We start from the raw sequence: 16191 nt of genomic DNA on the forward strand, positions 1-16191 counted from the left end.
CTAACTTTAGCTCTACAATAAAAAAATGTCTTTTAGCAATGAGTTTTCTCATTGCTAAAAGACATTTAGTAGTTGATTCATTTTTAAGCAGCTGTTGCACGACGCATTTTTAAGATCAAGATCAAATTGATAAACATCAGCATTGCTGTAACAACAAAGACTGCTTGATAATCAAAGAGCCCTGAAATAAAAGCCCCCATCATTGAACCGATCATCGAACCAGCTGCTTGAAAAGATTGGTTATAACTAAAGATCCGCCCAAAGGCTTCGCGAGGCACACTGATCGTTAAAACTGTTTGGACCGCTGGCAAAAGTGCAGCATTGGCTATTCCTAATAAAAAGCGCCAAAATCCTAGCGTCCACGGCGAACTTACAAAATACATCGGAATAAACACTAGTGTAGCCGCTACTAACCCTAAGGTCAAAATTTTTAACGGCCCTACACTATCCATTTTGACACCTAAACGTGAGGCTACTAATAAAGTCCCAAATCCTGGCATGGCAGCCACAATCCCACTGGCAAGCGAGACGTTACCGGCACCATGCATCAATGATTTAACTAGCAAACTGACGATCGGGGCGATCGACATTAGCGCCGATTGCACAAATAATGTTGTGACAAACATCGTAAAAATCAAATTCTTATTTTCAAGTTGCCGAAAAATTTCTTTCATCGGCTTCATTTTTTTTGCAGGGATCGGCGTAAAGTGTTCCTTAGTATTAAAGAGTGTCAATAAAAAGACGATCCCCATCATAGCACCACAAACAAAAAAGGTCACGCGATAACCGGCAAAACCGGCTAGTAAGCCCCCGACTAAAGGTCCTAACAGATTCCCAGTCACATTGGCTGTCATCATATTAGCCATGACAGACCCTGACCGTTCATGTGGTGTCTCACCAGCAATAAAAGCTACTGCATTATTGATATAGCCCGAAAAAGCACCTTGAATAAACCGAAGTAACACGATCGTCCAAGCATGGTGAACTAAGCCGACTGCAAAAATCGTGAAAGTCATCACCCCAGATGCTCTCAAACACATTAATTTACGTCCCTTTTGATCGGCTAAACTTCCCCAAAGTGGCGAAACGATCGCTTGAGCTAAGTATGTAACTGCAAATGCTAACCCTGAATAAAGGTTCAATTCAAATTTTCCATAGGGATACAAAGTTTCGATATAAAGCGCCATAAAAGGCATCGTCATCGAAAAATTCAATCCGGTCATAAAGCAACCGATCCACAGCGTGATAAAAGTTTTGCGCCAGGAAGCTGGTTGCTTTGCTTCTGTTGCCATAAAAATTCCTCCCTGCAATATCTAACACTCTAGCAAAAAAAAGAAAAAAATACAATCAACATTTAGCACACAAAAAAAGAACGATTTTACTAGAGTAAGTAAAACCGTCCTTGAGTGAATATTAGATATTAATAACTTTTTCTAAGAATGATTTGGTCCGCTCGTGTTGTGGGTTTTCAAAGATATCTTGTGGTTTGCCCACTTCGACCACATGACCATCTGCCATAAAGACAACTCGATCAGCCACTTCTTTAGCAAAGCCCATTTCGTGGGTAACCACGACCATGGTCATCCCTTCTTTAGCTAAATCTTTCATAACTTCCAACACATCGCCGACCATTTCTGGGTCAAGGGCTGAAGTTGGTTCATCAAAGAGCATCACATCAGGGTTCATTGCCAACGCGCGTGCGATCGCAACCCGTTGTTTTTGCCCCCCAGAAAGTGAGTTAGGCATTGCATCAAATTTATCCGATAAGCCAACTGTTGCTAAAAGTTCTTTAGCTTTAGCTTGTGCTTCTTCTTTGGTCATTTTACCCAATTCAACAGGGGCTAACATAATGTTTTCACCAACACTTAAGTTATTGAATAAGTTAAAGTGTTGGAACACCATCCCGATATTTTCGCGAGCTTTATCGATATTTGTTTTTGGATCACTGATATCATTGCCGTCGATCACGATCGAGCCTGAAGTTGGTTCTTCGAGTTTATTTAAGCACCGTAAAAGCGTACTTTTACCCGAACCAGAAGGCCCGATCAAAACGACAACTTCATTATTAGCAACTTTAAAATCAATACCCTTCAAAACATGGTTTGAACCATAGTTTTTCTTTAAATTAGTAACATTAACTTTTAAATCTGTCATTAGTTATTGATCCTCCGTTCGATCCATTTAGAAAGTAACGTCAAACCTGTGATGATCACGAGGTAGATCACAGCGACGATCGCCCACACTCTAAACCCTTCTAAGTTACGGGCAATAATGATTTTACCTGTTTGAGTCAATTCTAACAAGCCAATTACAGATAAAATCGAAGTATCTTTAAGGGTAATGATAAATTGGTTAATGAATGAAGGGATCATCAACTTGATACCTTGTGGCAAGATGACCCGCCGCATTGATTTACCAAATGGCATCCCTAAACTTCGAGCGGCTTCCATTTGTCCTTTATCGACCGATTCGATCCCGCCTTTAACAAATGCAGCCGTGTAGGCACCTTCGTTTAACATCAAAGTGATCACACCTGCTAAAAAGGCTGGAACTTTAGTACCGATCAAAGTTGGGACCCCGTTATAAATAAAGAGTGCCAACACGATCAATGGTAACCCACGGAAAATATAAATGATCGTCGTTGAAAGGCCACGGCAGAATTTGTTAGGTAATACACCTAATAAACCGATCAAGACCCCAAAAATAGTTGCACAGAAAATACCAACAACTGTCAATTTCAAAGTTTCCAAGATCCCTGAGATAAAGGCCGATTTATTTTCCTTTAAGATCCCCATCACAGTACGATCTTCACTTGATGAACTTGAGCTTGTATCTTTAGCCTTTGTTTCAGAAGTTGCTGTACCAGAAGTATACTTCTTAATGATCTTTTCATATTGGCCATTAGCTTTTAATTTAGCTAAACCTTCATTAAACATCTTTAGCAACTCTTGGTTTTCGCCCTTTTTAACAGCAAAACCGACTTCGGTTGTGTTAGTTGGCTTCGTAACAACTTTAAGTCCTAAGCCATTCTTGATCGCATAAGACATCACAGCACTATCTTCAAAACAGGCTGCCGAATTACCATTGATAACATCATTATAAACACTGTCTGAATCATCAAAAGTTACGACCTCAAAACCATACTTATCTTTGATCGAGTTCGCATAATCTGCCCCAGCTGTACCTGTTTTAACAGCAACACGCTTGCCCTTTAATTCAGAGAGACTCTTGATCCCACTACCTTCTTTGACCGCCATAACGATCCCAGCAGAATAATATGGATCGGAGAAATCAAATTTTTGTTTCCGTTCTTCGGTGATCGACATCCCTGCGATCATCCCATCTGCTTGTCCAGCAGTAACCGATTGAACGGCAGCATTAAAACCGACGGGCCTGATATTGACCTTAAACCCTTCTTCTTTAGCGATTGCTTTTAGAAGTTCAATATCGATCCCGACGTATTTATTTTGTGTATTGGCATATACAAAAGGGGGAAAAGTTACATCCGTGTCGATCGTATATGTCTTTTCTGCAGCTTGAACATGATTATTTTGACCAAAAAAGCCTAAAATAAACAAACCACAGACTGCACTTAGTATTGCAATAAACTTCTTCATGGGAACTCCCCTTTACATTAGAATTAATATAAAATAATTATAGCACAATTTTTGTCAGAAGATAGTACATGGCTTAAAAAATGATAACTTTACGCTTAGAATTCATATCAAAAAAAGCTTAAAAAAGCTTATTAAACTCCCATTTTCGCCTTTTTTTAACTGCAAAAATTAAATTTTGATTATAAAAAATTAGATGTCACTCGTTTTATACTTGATTTCAAACCAAGAAATATTGTTATATCAACTTTTATTACATTTTACTATCTCTTTAAAAGCTAACTTTGCTATGTGACAAAACATAACATTACAACTCCGAAAAAACACTAAAAAACAGAGTTGCTTAACAACTCTGTTTCACATTATTTTCCTTTAACTGTTAAACGTTGATAAAATAACCAAGCCACTACACCAAAGAATACTGGCCCAATGATCGTCCAAAAGGCGGTATCATATTGATGTTCTAAAATCGGTTCAACACAAGTGAAAATGATCCCCGCAGCTAACACGATCATTACAAAAATAGTGATAATATTAGTCCACAATTGACTCTTATATACTTCAAACGGACGTTCAATATCTTTTTTCTTTTTAAAGAATGGAAAGGCACCGATCAAGAAAAGATAGGGGCAACTGGTGGAAACATTAGCCATATCAGTTAAGATCGTGTAGAATTTTTGCGCAGCAGAACCACCAAAAGCAACTAAAAAGATAAAGACACACACGATTCCAGCTTGTAACCACATGGAAAAGGCTGGCATCCCAGCACGATTCAATTTAGTCATTTTTTTAGGCCAAAGTTTTTGATCTGAACCAAGGATAAAGGACTTGATCGGAGAGTAAACCAAAATGAAAAAGGCCCCTAAATAACCAATAAACATCCCTAACCCAGCAAAACGAGTCATTAGATCCCCTAGTAATAAACTGGTACTATTTGATAAGTGGAGAGAATTTCCTAAAACTACCCCTAAATTATTCATTAAAACATATGTAATATTACCTAAATTAGCATTTTTATTCCCAATTACGCTTTGCCAGTTAGTACTGATCCCCCACATAAGAATCATCAATGAGTAACTCAATGCGATCACAACAGTTGAAATAATAACCGCCTTAGGGAATGTCTTAGCTGGTTTATCAACATCATCCATGACGCCCCCCATTGATTCCATTCCGGCATAAGCAAAAATTGCATAGACAATAAATGATAGTAAGGCGATCGTCGTACTAAATTCTGGATTAGGTGAAGTTGTAAAACTGCTCAACCCGTGGATCGGTTGGGCAAGTTTACCATGATTCATTACTAGAATAATGATACTTGCCAAACAAAAGATCACATTTAACGCGATCGTAAAAATCCCACCGATCGAACCAATTTTTGCAATAAAGTCCATCCCACGTGTACAAAAGAAAGTAATAGCTAAGATCCAAATGATCCCTAATAATCCGATCGTTTGGGTCGCATCTAAACCAAATAAGTGCCATGAGCCCGTTTTGTCAGCCCCCGAAAGTAAAGCTGACAAGGGGATCCAAACTTTTGAAGAAGTTGAAACTAACCAAACGACCCACGAAGATAACCAAATAAATGTGCCAATAAATGCCATTTTCTCATCGATCGAACCCGCTAACCACGAATAGATCCCACCTTTGGCTTCTTTAAATGCAGCCCCATATTCAGCCAACATCAAAGAACAAGGCAAGAAAAACAAAAGCGAGGCTACGATATACCATAAAATACTCCCATACCCCATTTGTTCATAAGCTACCGTAGTATTGGCAAAACCAAAGATAGCTGAGAAAATCATCATGACCAAGCCAAACAGCTTGATTTTATCTTTTTTCATACTTAACCCTTCTCTATATACAAAATAATTAATTTTTATTCATAATAACTCTTTTTATCCTTTTTAACAAGAGATATTTAAAAATTACTATAGATTAATTATGCAAAAAATATTTTTTGCTTGTAATGTAAAAAGCAGTGAAAGTATTGACAACATCAAAACACAGGAATAAACTATAGTAGTTGAGTTTTTATTGGGCATTCGCCAAATCGGTAAGGCAGTGGACTCTGAATCCATAATTTACAGGTTCGAACCCTGTATGCCCAATCGAATATTACATAAAATAAGCACCCACTAACATCTAGCGGGTGCTTTCATTTACTCTATTAAAAAAGTTCCAAGCTTACTACTCAGCTTGGAACTTTTTTACTAACGCCACTTACTTCGTTTTTTATGAGAATCCTTATCCTTAACGTAACGATGGGCATGTTTTTTCAAGTACTGCAATAACTTGGTTTCGTTAGCAAATTCACGCGGATGCTTTTGTCCGTGAAGTCGCAACGTGATTTTATTGATCTTGTCACGCCCAGTCCAGGTGTAACTATGCTCAACAATAAAACGGTTCACAAATTCGCCGTCTTTTTTGCCAAATTTCAGCACATATACTCTCTCAGGCACTATCAATGGATTAACGTGCTCTTTTTCGTACTCGACACCATGTGCTTGTAAGAAATTCTTTGTTTTCCTTAGCATGTCTCTCCTCCTAACTTGACAGTAATCCTTTTTATCTACCCCACTATTATATCATCTTTTTAGTGCTAGTTCGCCAATAATTGCTTATATTTATAAAATTACAAGATTACTATCATATTACTTTTATACTAAAGAAGCTGCTGGACACATAAGCATCCAACAGCTTCTTTGTGGATATCACCCGTACGGGGATCGAACCCGTAACTCCGCCTTGAGAGGGCGACGTCTTAACCAATTTGACCAACGGGCAATGACTACTCTTACTAGTATACTCTCTTTTGCAAGTACGTCAACTATTTAAATATTTTTTTGCAGACTAACCAAAAATAGTAAACAATAAGGAGACAAGTCCAGCCTGCACAAGCAAGCATGACAAATACTAGTAACTTAGCAGTCACATAAAAACGTGTAATATACAATAACAAAGTCGCTACACTAGCAACTACGATCCGTAGCCGTAACGCTTTAAGCTCATTTGCCATCAAAGGTCACTTGCAATTCAGGGATCGGTTCTAAGTCACGATTGTAAAATTGAACGTTGATCTGTGTCGGCAGTGATTCAACTAAGGCATAGGTCCCACCGATCGCTTGATATTTGCCCCGTGGGTAGCTGATACTTCCTGGGTTTAAAATCAATCTGTCCGCAACTTTTTCTACCCCAAGTTGGTGTGTGTGCCCAAAGAAGGCCATATTAGCACCATATTCTTGCATTTCTAATTGAAGTGAATTCAAACCAAAACCCACACCCAACAAATGCCCGTGAACTAACAAGATCTTATCAGTTCCAATAGTAAAGAATTGTTCTGTTTTTAAATTTTGATCATAGTCACAATTGCCAGAAACCACGTTAAAATGCGTAAAAACTTCATCATCATAAGCCAATTCAGAATCGCCACAATGAAACATTGCATCGACTTTACCAGCATAGTTAGCAATTAGCTTTTCTAAAATCTCTTTATCACCGTGACTATCACTTACTACTAAATATTTCATTTTCTCTCCTTTACTTCCACCATTGATCAAATTGCTCCATTAACTCATTTACGGCACGTCCACGATGACTTACACTATTTTTTTGTTCCATCGTTAATTGAGCAAACGACTTTTCAAACGGTGGATAATAAAACAATGGATCATAGCCAAAACCGCCCTCACCTTGAGGCGCTGTTAAAATCACACCATCAACTTGACCTTGCGCAACTAATTTAGGCTTATTAGGGTCACAAACAACGATCGCACAATGAAAATGTGCAGTTCTTTTTTCACGTGGTACCCCCTCCAACTTAGTGAGAACTTTTTGTTTGTTAGCTTCATCATCGTGATCACCGGCATAACGTGCGGAGTAGATCCCCGGTTCACCATTTAATTGGTCGATCGCTAACCCCGAATCATCAGCTAATGCTAACACTTGGTATTTATCTGCCAGTGCTTTAGCCTTGATCGTAGCATTTTCCACAAACGTCGTACCATTTTCTTCGATCTCAATTTTTTCTGGGATATCATTTAAAGTAATGACTTCAAAGCCCTTAGGTTCAAATAAACTTCGATATTCTCGCGCTTTTCCCTCATTTTTAGTTGCAATCAATAATTTTTCCACCATAATTCACCTCTGAACGCTAATTTCTACTTTCATTATGCAAAAATCTCCCGTAGATTTCAATTACTCTAGTTTAAGATTCTAAAAAGTCATACAAAAAAATTTTTTACACGGTATAATTGTATATGATAACAATTATTAAGGATGTGGCTTTTTTAATGCAAGACAACTTTTATGAACTAGCAAACGCCGATAAGCAACCTAAGTCTACTTTAGCGGTTGCCCTTATTCGCGATGCACTCTTACCTGAAATTTTAGGTGCTGACAATAACATCTTATATTGGGCGGGAAAACGTTTAGCGCGTAATTTCCCGATCGCAAAAGATGAGGAGATCCCAGTCTTTTTTGAACAAGCAGATTGGGGCGAATTAAAACGCATTAAATCAAAAAAAGATCAACAATATTTTCAATTAACTGGTGATGTTGTTAAAATGCGCCAAAAATTAAATCCTAAGAGCGAATTTCTACTTGAAGCAGGTTTTTTGGCGGAAACTATCCAAAATCAACTGGGATTTATCACTGAAGTTGTCATCGATAAAAAAACACATGATTCGGTTACTTTCTTAGCTCAGATCGATCCAAAAGATGCCATCGATCTTGATAGCGTCGATGAACGCAAACCTTTAACGATCGAGCCACTCTCATTAGATGTAGCTGATGAACCCGAAGCAGAAGAAAACGATAAAGCTTAACATAACTAAAGAACCACTAGCAGCAAATGGACTGCTAGTGGTTCTTTAACGTTAAATATATTGTGCTAATTTTGCTTGCAACGTGCCTTTATCATGGTAACCGATCAAAGTATCGACCACTTTACCGTCTTTTTGAATCACTAAAGTTGGAATACTCATCACACCATATTTAGCTGCAGTTGCTTGGTTTTTATCGACATCAACTTTACCGATCGTGACCTCATCGCCCATTTCAGCTGCCAACTGTTCGATCACCGGAGCTTGCATCCGACATGGGCCACACCATGTTGCCCAAAAATCTGTAAGTGTTACCCCATTGGCAGTTTCTTGTGCGTAATCTGCATCTGTCCATTCTTTAACCATAACTATTTCACCTTCTACTTTTATTTAGTAAGAATATATCATACTCGCTCTAAAAAGCAAACTTATTTGTTTAATGATAACTAGCGGAAATAAACCACTGTTGCCCCATCGCCACCATTATTAGGCGCTGCAAAATTAAAGCGTTTGACCGCACGATTCGAATTCAAATACTTGGTGATCCCTTCACGTAGCGCCCCAGTCCCTTTACCATGAACGATCGTCACTGACGGATAGCCCGCTAAAATAGCAGCGTCAATATAACGATCAACTTCAGTTAGGGCCTCTTCATAACGTTTACCGCGCAGATCAAGGCGGGGCGAAACATGACTTTGCGAAGCAGAACGTAAAACTGTTCCGGCACGCTTAGCTTTTTTAGGTTCGACTTTGATTTTTTCAAGTTCTGACTCATCGATCTTCATCTTCAAGATCCCTAATTGAACTTCCCAAGCATGATCAGAAACTTTTTGCAATAAAACACCGTGTTGGCCGTATGAAGTCACCATGACATCATCATTTGGCTTAAAGGCTTGTTGGCGTTTAGCGCGTCGCAAGACCTTATTTTTCTTCAATGTTTGTTGTTGCTCTAATGAATTCAATTGTGCTTTAGCATCGATCAATTCATTTTCCTTGACCGTAGCACTTGTTTGCTGTTGCATTTGACGCAAGTTTTTGATGATCTCATCAGCTTCTTGTTTGGCCTTTGCAACGATTTCATTTGCTTGTTGTTTAGCTTGTTCTTTTAGCTGTTCTCGTTCATTAGTAAAGCGTTCATAAGCCACTGAAAGATCATGATGTAAGCTTTGCGCTTCAGCTAAGTCTTTTTTCAAGCTGATCGCTTCTTCTTCTGCTTGGCGTCTTTTAGCGACTAAATCAGCAATCATTTCATTTAATTCTTGGCTATCTTGTGTCACTAAACCACGAGCAGCTGCTACAACTACCTCGTCTAAACCTAATCGTTCAGAAATATTAAAAGCGTTACTTTGCCCTGGGATCCCGATCAACAAGCGATAAGTTGGACGTAGCGTTTCTTCATTAAATTCCATCGAAGCGTTGATCGTTTGCGCCCGCTCGAAGCCGTATGTTTTCAGCTCTGGATAGTGCGTCGTGGCTAAAACATACGCTCCTTTAGCCCCGATAGCGTCTAAAATTGCGATCGCTAAGGCGGCACCTTCTTGCGGATCAGTCCCTGCACCCAATTCATCAAATAACACAAGCGAATCTTGGTCAACTTGTTTTAAAATTTTCACGATATTTGTCATATGAGAAGAAAATGTGCTCAAACTTTGCTCGATCGACTGCTCGTCGCCAATATCAGCAAAAATCTCTTTAAAGATCCCAATGCGACTTTCTTCAAAAGCAGGGATAAATAAACCTGATTGCCCCATCATCTGCACGAGCCCTAAAGTCTTTAACGTGATCGTTTTCCCACCAGTATTAGGTCCTGTAATGACCATTGCCTGATAGTCTTTTCCTAAAACGATGTCATTTTTTACGGCTTTATCCATCTGCAACAATGGATGCCACACTTGACGTAAATAAATATCGTTTTCTTTAGACAATAGTGGCTGAGTTGCTTTGATCTCTTTGGCATATTTCGCCTTAGCATTAATGAAATCAAATTCCCCTAACAGTTCAGCATTGTTTGCTAGCTCAGCCGTATAAGGGGCAACTTCACCGGAAAGCTCCCGTAAGATTCGCAAAATTTCTTCTTTTTCAGCGACTTGTTCTTGTTTTAAGCGATTATTTAATTCCACGATCTCACGTGGTTCAATAAAATACGTTTGCCCCGAAGAACTTTGGTCATGGACGATCCCACCAAATTTTCCTTTGTGTTCCGCTTTGACAGGAATAACATAACGCTCATTTCTGATCGTTACATTTGCCCCACTCAAATATTTTGCTTGACTACCACGAGTCAACGCAACTAAACGATTACGAATCGTGGCTTCAGTATTAGTGATCTGACGTCTTAACGACCGTAATAAGCTTGAAGCATCATCCGTTACATAACCGTCATTTTCAAGACAAAGCCGCAAACGCTTGGTAAGCTTAGGTAAGGTCGCTAATTGTTGGTCTAATTCGTATAAATAATGAAATTCGACCTTTTCATCTGCTAAAGCAGCTAAAAAACAGTGGATCTCATTAGTAGCTCGTAAGACTTGACTGATTTGAGCTAACTCAACCCCATTTAACGTTGCACCAATTTCTAAACGTTTTAAATGTTTGGTGATCAACACTAATTTGGGAAGTGGTAAGCCACCTTTTAACCGTAAAACATCAACGCCATCTTTTGTTTCCAAAAGTTGGCGCTCTACTGTTTCAAAATCGCTTTGAGGCGTTAAGTGTTCTGCTTGGCGTTTACCCATCTCAGTCACAGCATAGTTAAGCACTTTTTGCTTTATTTTATCGTATTCAAGTACACTTAAACTTTTTTGATTCATCCAATCACCTCTTAACCAAAAGTTGTCGTTTGTGACCCATTGAGCCAATTATTATAGACTTGCTCAGAGATAAGTGGTGTTTTATTCAAAATAAATTGCGCTACGCTTGAATTATCAAGGAGAACTTGGGTGCTTTCACTTGGCCAAGCCGAAACTAACAGCAAACCAAAAAACAAGACACCATACATCAAAAGTAACGCAACCATTCCACCTAAAAAGCCATCAACTTGAGAGATCACTGGGACTTTTTTAGTCGTTAAACTCGCTGCATTTGTGATGATCCGCAAGCCGATTCCACCTAAAATTGCGATCACCCAAAAGGCAAGCATTTGATAAAAGACTTGACTCACAGTCGTAGGAAAAATATTACTTAACATTTGTCCCACACTGGGAGCTAAAAAGATCCCTAAACCAGCTACAACTAAAAAGCCGATCGTTCTAACAACAATTGCTACTAAACCACGACGCATTCCGCTACGATAAGCCAGTAGCAAAGCAATAATTATTATTATCGTTAAAATCATATTATCCTTTCTTTATTGCTCTTCTTTAGCTTCTTTTAATTCTAATAACTCTTCTTGTTTATACAATTGATCTGAAACAGCATTGATCGCTAATAAGATCGCTGCTTTTTCATTATTCAAGGCTGGCATCAATTCTTTTATTTCAGCCAATTGTTGTTCAACGATCTTGATGACCGCATCCATATGCTCAGGTTGCGCTTTACCAATGATCGTATAAACTTCGCCAGCAATTTTCACCTTAAAACGGCGCTTATCTTCAGGCATTTCAAAAGCCCCCTACATTAAAATTTCACTCTACCTTGCTATTCTATCATAGTTTTTAACTAAAAAAGTCCTAAATATCTAAGATATCCAGGACTTCCATTGTTTGATGCTTAAATTAACCGTTTAGATTTTCGTCAGTTAAGAACGTATCTAAGACGCCTTCGACCATATCCCATTCTTCATCACTTTCGATGTCGAAAAGTTCCGCATCAGTGGCTTCACCATCTTCATCTGGATTAAAGGAAAATGCCAAAACATCTACTTGTTCTTCTGGTTCTGAACCAGCTGGGATCAATAAGATGTAAGATTTACCATAATCTTCAGATTCAAAGGTAAATAGAACTTCATATAAAGTTTCGTTCCCGTTATCATCAACTAATGTAATTAAATTTTCTTCTTGTGCACTCATAAAAATACCCCTTCTCTTATAATTCTGACAATAATTTTCCTTTACTGTCTAAATAGTTTTGTAAAATCAATCCAGCAGCTAACTTGTCAATCACTTGCTTGCGCTTCTTACGTGAAGTATCTGCTTGTTCAACTAACATGCGCTCAGCTTCAACAGTAGTCAATCGTTCATCACAAAAATCCACAGGTAAGCCAAATTCATTTTCTAAAAGTTTACCATAATTTTGTGAAGCTTCGGCGCGTGGCCCGAGAGTATTATTCATATTTTTAGGTAAACCGAGGACAAAACCTTTCACGTCATATTGATCAACTAATTGTTTGACCCGTTCGATCCCAAACTGTTCTTCTTCTTCGTTGATCTTAATGATCTCAACACCTTGCGCGGTCCACCCGAGTTCATCACTCACGGCAACCCCGACTGTCCTTGAGCCCACATCTAGCCCCATCAATCGTGCCAATTATTTATCCTCCTTGTTAAGATATGAACGGACTAATTCTTCAATGATCTCATCACGTTCATGTCTTCTGATCAGGTTTCGCGCATCGTTGAGCCGTGGAATGTAGGCTGGATCACCAGAAAGCAAATAACCTACGATCTGGTTGATCGGGTTATATCCTTTTTCTTCTAAAGCTGCATATACGGTTTTTAACGTTTCGCGTACATCTTTTTTGTCGCCATCATCAAAATCAAAATACATTGTTTTATCCAACGAACTCATCTCAAAACACCTCCGTGATCTTGTTTACCATTACTATTTTACTAAACAAATTGGTTTGCTACAATGAATAAATCCTAATTATATATTACAAAAATATTATAATTGTTAAAAGACGGCAGTTGGGGACCCTTGATTTGCCCCAACTGCCGTAACTTTTATTTATTTTCTAACCAAACTTTTGCTTGAGCTAAAGCATCCGTTATTCCAGCTGGATTTTTACCACCAGCTTGGGCTAAGTTAGGACGACCACCACCGCCACCACCAACAAGTGGAGCGATTTCTTTGATCAAGTCACCGGCTTTGATCCCAGCTTTAACGCCCGCATCTGAAACAGCTACGATCAAGTTGACCTTGTCTTTAGCTGGTGCTGTTGCTAAGACTAACACTTCAGATAAGTTCTTTTCTTTCCATTGATCGGCTAATTGACGTAATTGATCCATTCCAGAAACATTTACTTTAGCAGCGATCAAAGTATGACCGTTTGCTTCAACAATATCTTTAAAGATATCTTGTGCTTGTTGGCTCGCAAATTTTGCTTCAAGCGCTTGTTTTTGTTGTTCTAATTCTTTGATTTGTGCTTGTAAAGCTTCGACCTTACGTGGCACTTCTTTTAATTGCACAACTTTCATTTCAGCTGCCGTTTCTTGTAATAAATCATTGCGTTGTTCTAAGAATTCAAAGGCTTCCTTAGAGGTTACCGCTTCGATCCGACGTACCCCGGCACCAACACCTGATTCAGAAACGATCTTGAATAAACCAAGTTCATTAGTGTTGTCCACGTGGTTCCCCCCACAAAATTCCATGGAGTAGTCGCCAGCTTTAACAACACGTACAGTATCACCATATTTATCACCAAATAAAGCGATCGCACCCATCTTTTGGGCAGATTCTAGGTCTGTCACAACCGTTTCAACTGGTAAATTGGCCCAGATCTTGTCGTTTACAATATCTTCAACTTGTTGTAGTTGTTCATCTGTTACTGCACCTAAGTTAGTAAAGTCAAACCGTAGATAAGTTGGTTCCACTAACGAACCTGCTTGGTGAGTATGTTCACCTAAAACGTCACGTAAAGCTTGATCCAATAAGTGTGTAGCCGTATGGTTCTTTTTAACTTTATTGTGGAATTCACGGTTTACTTCTAAGTTGTAAGTCTTACCTTTAACCAATTCTTGGCGCAATTTCAAGGTATGCATGTTTTGCCCGTTTGGTGCATGTTGAACATCCATTACTTCGGCAACAACATTACCAGCTTCATCTTTAACTAGACCTTTATCGGCTACTTGGCCCCCCATTTCAGCATAAAATGGTGTCTTATCAAAAATAACTTGCACGGTTGTATCAGCCGCAGCTTCATCGACCAATTCGTCAGCTAAAATGATATCTTCCACAGTTCCTAAAGCACTCAATTCGCTATAACCGACATATTCACTTGAAGTTGTGATATCAGTTAATAAGCCGTTTTGCACGCCCATTGATTTTGCACTTGAGCGCGCATTACGGGCACGTTGCCGTTGTTTTTCCATTTCAGCATCAAAGCCTGCTTTATCAACACCTAAGCCATTGTCACTGGCATATTCAAGCGTTAATTCATATGGAAAACCATAAGTATCGTAAAGTTTAAAGACCCCTGCCCCGGCAAGTTCTGTTTGACCAGCAGCTTTAGTTTGGGCGATCAAGTCGTCTAATAAAGCGACCCCATCTTTTAAGGTCTCGTTGAAACGATCTTCTTCCATGCGAATAACTTTTTCAATATATTCTGCTTGTTCTAAGATCTCAGGGTAAGCTGATTCCATAATTTGACCAACGATCGGTACTAATTTATACAAGAATGCATGGTCGATCCCCAGTTTTTGACCATGCATAACAGCACGCCGAATCAAGCGTCGGATCACGTAACCGCGACCTTCATTTGAAGGTAAAGCACCATCACCGATCGCAAAGGTCACAGCCCGAGCGTGATCAGCGATAACTTTAAAGGAAATATCTTTTTCAGAATCTTGACCATAGTGATATTTACCACTTAATTTTTCTGTTTCCTTGATAAGTGGCATGAAAAGATCAGTTTCAAAGTTAGTCTTTGCATTTTGGAAAACAGAAACGACACGTTCTAAGCCCATGCCCGTATCAATGTTTTTATGTGGTAATTCTTCGTAAGTTCCATCTGGTTTGTGGTTAAATTGGGAGAACACGATGTTCCAAATTTCAAGGTATCGTTCGTTTTCGCCCCCAGGATAATTTTCTGGGTCGTCTTCAGCCACATTGTTCATTGCTTGACCACGATCGTAGAAAATTTCTGAGTCAGGACCAGATGGACCTTCACCGATATCCCAGAAGTTATCTTCGTCTTCGTAGATATGATCTTCTTTAACCCCAGCTTCTAACCAGATCTTTTTAGCATCCGTATCTTTAGGATAGACTGTGATATAAAGTTTTTCAGGATCTAAAGCAAACCATTCTTCGCTCGTCAATAATTCCCAAGCCCAGTTGATCGCTTCTTTTTTGAAATAATCACCGATCGAGAAGTTACCTAACATTTCAAATAACGTATGGTGGCGCGCTGTGCGACCAACATTTTCGATATCGTTAGTTCTGATCGATTTTTGGGAGCTTGTCATGCGATGATTCTTAGGAACAACAGAACCATCAAAATATTTTTTCATCGTAGCGACCCCAGAGTTGATCCAAAGTAAAGTTGGGTCATCTTGTGGTACTAAAGGCGCACTTTGCATGATATCATGGCCTTTTTGAGCAAAAAAATCTAAATACATTTGGCGAATTTGTGCACTAGATAATTCTTTCATATTTCTATCCTTTCCTTAGCTAAGAGTAAAAAAACACCGCTGCTAGCAAGGACGCCAGTGCGCGGTACCACCTTGCTTGCAACGATGTTAGTCGTAACCTCTTAGTTGCTCAAATACGTGAGCACGTTATTTTCATGTAATAATATTAGTTTCAGGGAGCACCAACCAGCTTTTGCAAGTCCTTTCACCTACCGGACTCTCGCTTTAGCAAAATAGCTGACTGACATATCC

General features: G+C 39.0%; 17 protein-coding genes and 2 tRNA genes. 2 read left to right on the forward strand and 17 right to left on the reverse strand.

Features of this window, described 5'->3' with window-relative positions; all coding sequences use genetic code 11:
* Positions 1-83 precede the first annotated feature (83 nt).
* The 4 genes from FC32_RS09830 to yjeM all read right to left on the reverse strand — a co-directional run bounded on the left by FC32_RS09830 (position 84) and on the right by yjeM (position 5458).
* Positions 84-1292 (reverse strand): MFS transporter, encoded by a 1209-nt coding sequence (locus FC32_RS09830; protein WP_025086806.1) that lies wholly within the window; start codon positions 1290-1292, stop codon positions 84-86.
* 121 nt (positions 1293-1413) lie between these two features.
* Complete coding sequence (locus FC32_RS09835) at positions 1414-2154, reverse strand: amino acid ABC transporter ATP-binding protein (RefSeq protein ID WP_056957425.1); 741 nt, start codon at positions 2152-2154, stop codon at positions 1414-1416.
* Positions 2154-3617, reverse strand: coding sequence for an amino acid ABC transporter substrate-binding protein/permease (locus tag FC32_RS09840; RefSeq protein WP_025086805.1), 1464 nt, complete (start codon positions 3615-3617; stop codon positions 2154-2156). Before FC32_RS09840 ends, FC32_RS09835 begins: the two co-directional genes overlap by 1 nt.
* A 359-nt stretch (positions 3618-3976) precedes the next feature.
* Complete coding sequence (gene yjeM / locus FC32_RS09845; RefSeq protein ID WP_025086804.1) at positions 3977-5458, reverse strand: glutamate/gamma-aminobutyrate family transporter YjeM; 1482 nt, start codon at positions 5456-5458, stop codon at positions 3977-3979.
* Between the two features lie 194 nt (positions 5459-5652).
* Here yjeM and FC32_RS09850 point away from each other — a divergent pair.
* Positions 5653-5725, forward strand: a tRNA-Gln gene (locus tag FC32_RS09850).
* A 102-nt stretch (positions 5726-5827) separates the two neighbouring features.
* On the opposite strand, the gene FC32_RS09855 is transcribed toward FC32_RS09850, so the two are convergent.
* The 5 genes from FC32_RS09855 to FC32_RS09875 all read right to left on the reverse strand — a co-directional run bounded on the left by FC32_RS09855 (position 5828) and on the right by FC32_RS09875 (position 7748).
* Positions 5828-6151: a thioredoxin domain-containing protein gene (locus FC32_RS09855; RefSeq protein ID WP_025086803.1), complete on the reverse strand. Its 324-nt coding sequence runs from the start codon at positions 6149-6151 to the stop codon at positions 5828-5830.
* A gap of 177 nt (positions 6152-6328) precedes the next feature.
* Positions 6329-6401: transfer RNA gene (locus tag FC32_RS09860), tRNA-Glu, on the reverse strand.
* Between the two features lie 43 nt (positions 6402-6444).
* Entirely contained in the window at positions 6445-6633 is a 189-nt protein-coding gene (locus FC32_RS09865; RefSeq protein WP_025086802.1) for a hypothetical protein, read from the reverse strand.
* Positions 6623-7144, reverse strand: coding sequence for a metallophosphoesterase (locus tag FC32_RS09870; protein ID WP_025086801.1), 522 nt, complete (start codon positions 7142-7144; stop codon positions 6623-6625). The genes FC32_RS09865 and FC32_RS09870 overlap by 11 nt, the downstream gene beginning before the upstream one ends.
* A 10-nt stretch (positions 7145-7154) precedes the next feature.
* The gene (locus FC32_RS09875) at positions 7155-7748 is read right to left on the reverse strand and encodes an XTP/dITP diphosphatase (RefSeq protein ID WP_025086800.1); all 594 of its coding nucleotides are present in this window, start codon (positions 7746-7748) and stop codon (positions 7155-7157) included.
* Positions 7749-7906: 158 nt separating this feature from the next.
* On the opposite strand from FC32_RS09875, the gene FC32_RS09880 reads away from it, so the two are divergent.
* Complete coding sequence (locus FC32_RS09880) at positions 7907-8440, forward strand: YslB family protein (RefSeq protein ID WP_025086799.1); 534 nt, start codon at positions 7907-7909, stop codon at positions 8438-8440.
* Positions 8441-8491: 51 nt separating this feature from the next.
* On the opposite strand, the gene trxA is transcribed toward FC32_RS09880, so the two are convergent.
* The 8 genes from trxA to alaS form a co-directional block, all read right to left on the reverse strand.
* Positions 8492-8803 (reverse strand): thioredoxin, encoded by a 312-nt coding sequence (gene trxA / locus FC32_RS09885; protein ID WP_025086798.1) that lies wholly within the window; start codon positions 8801-8803, stop codon positions 8492-8494.
* Positions 8804-8883: 80 nt separating this feature from the next.
* Positions 8884-11244, reverse strand: coding sequence for an endonuclease MutS2 (locus tag FC32_RS09890; RefSeq protein ID WP_025086797.1), 2361 nt, complete (start codon positions 11242-11244; stop codon positions 8884-8886).
* An 11-nt stretch (positions 11245-11255) separates the two neighbouring features.
* On the reverse strand, positions 11256-11768 hold the full coding sequence (locus FC32_RS09895) for a CvpA family protein (RefSeq protein WP_025086796.1): 513 nt from the start codon (positions 11766-11768) through the stop codon (positions 11256-11258).
* Between the two features lie 12 nt (positions 11769-11780).
* Positions 11781-12032, reverse strand: a complete 252-nt coding sequence (gene zapA, locus FC32_RS09900; protein WP_025086795.1) for a cell division protein ZapA — start codon at positions 12030-12032, stop codon at positions 11781-11783.
* A gap of 115 nt (positions 12033-12147) precedes the next feature.
* On the reverse strand, positions 12148-12441 hold the full coding sequence (locus FC32_RS09905) for a DUF1292 domain-containing protein (RefSeq protein ID WP_025086794.1): 294 nt from the start codon (positions 12439-12441) through the stop codon (positions 12148-12150).
* Positions 12442-12457: 16 nt separating this feature from the next.
* Positions 12458-12898: a Holliday junction resolvase RuvX gene (gene ruvX, locus FC32_RS09910; protein ID WP_025086793.1), complete on the reverse strand. Its 441-nt coding sequence runs from the start codon at positions 12896-12898 to the stop codon at positions 12458-12460.
* Entirely contained in the window at positions 12899-13159 is a 261-nt protein-coding gene (locus FC32_RS09915; RefSeq protein ID WP_025086792.1) for an IreB family regulatory phosphoprotein, read from the reverse strand.
* Between the two features lie 155 nt (positions 13160-13314).
* Complete coding sequence (alaS, locus tag FC32_RS09920; RefSeq protein WP_025086791.1) at positions 13315-15960, reverse strand: alanine--tRNA ligase; 2646 nt, start codon at positions 15958-15960, stop codon at positions 13315-13317.
* Positions 15961-16191: the final 231 nt, after the last annotated feature.

The organism is Ligilactobacillus apodemi DSM 16634 = JCM 16172, assembly GCF_001434405.1.
GTDB classification, from domain to species: Bacteria; Bacillota; Bacilli; order Lactobacillales; family Lactobacillaceae; genus Ligilactobacillus; species Ligilactobacillus apodemi.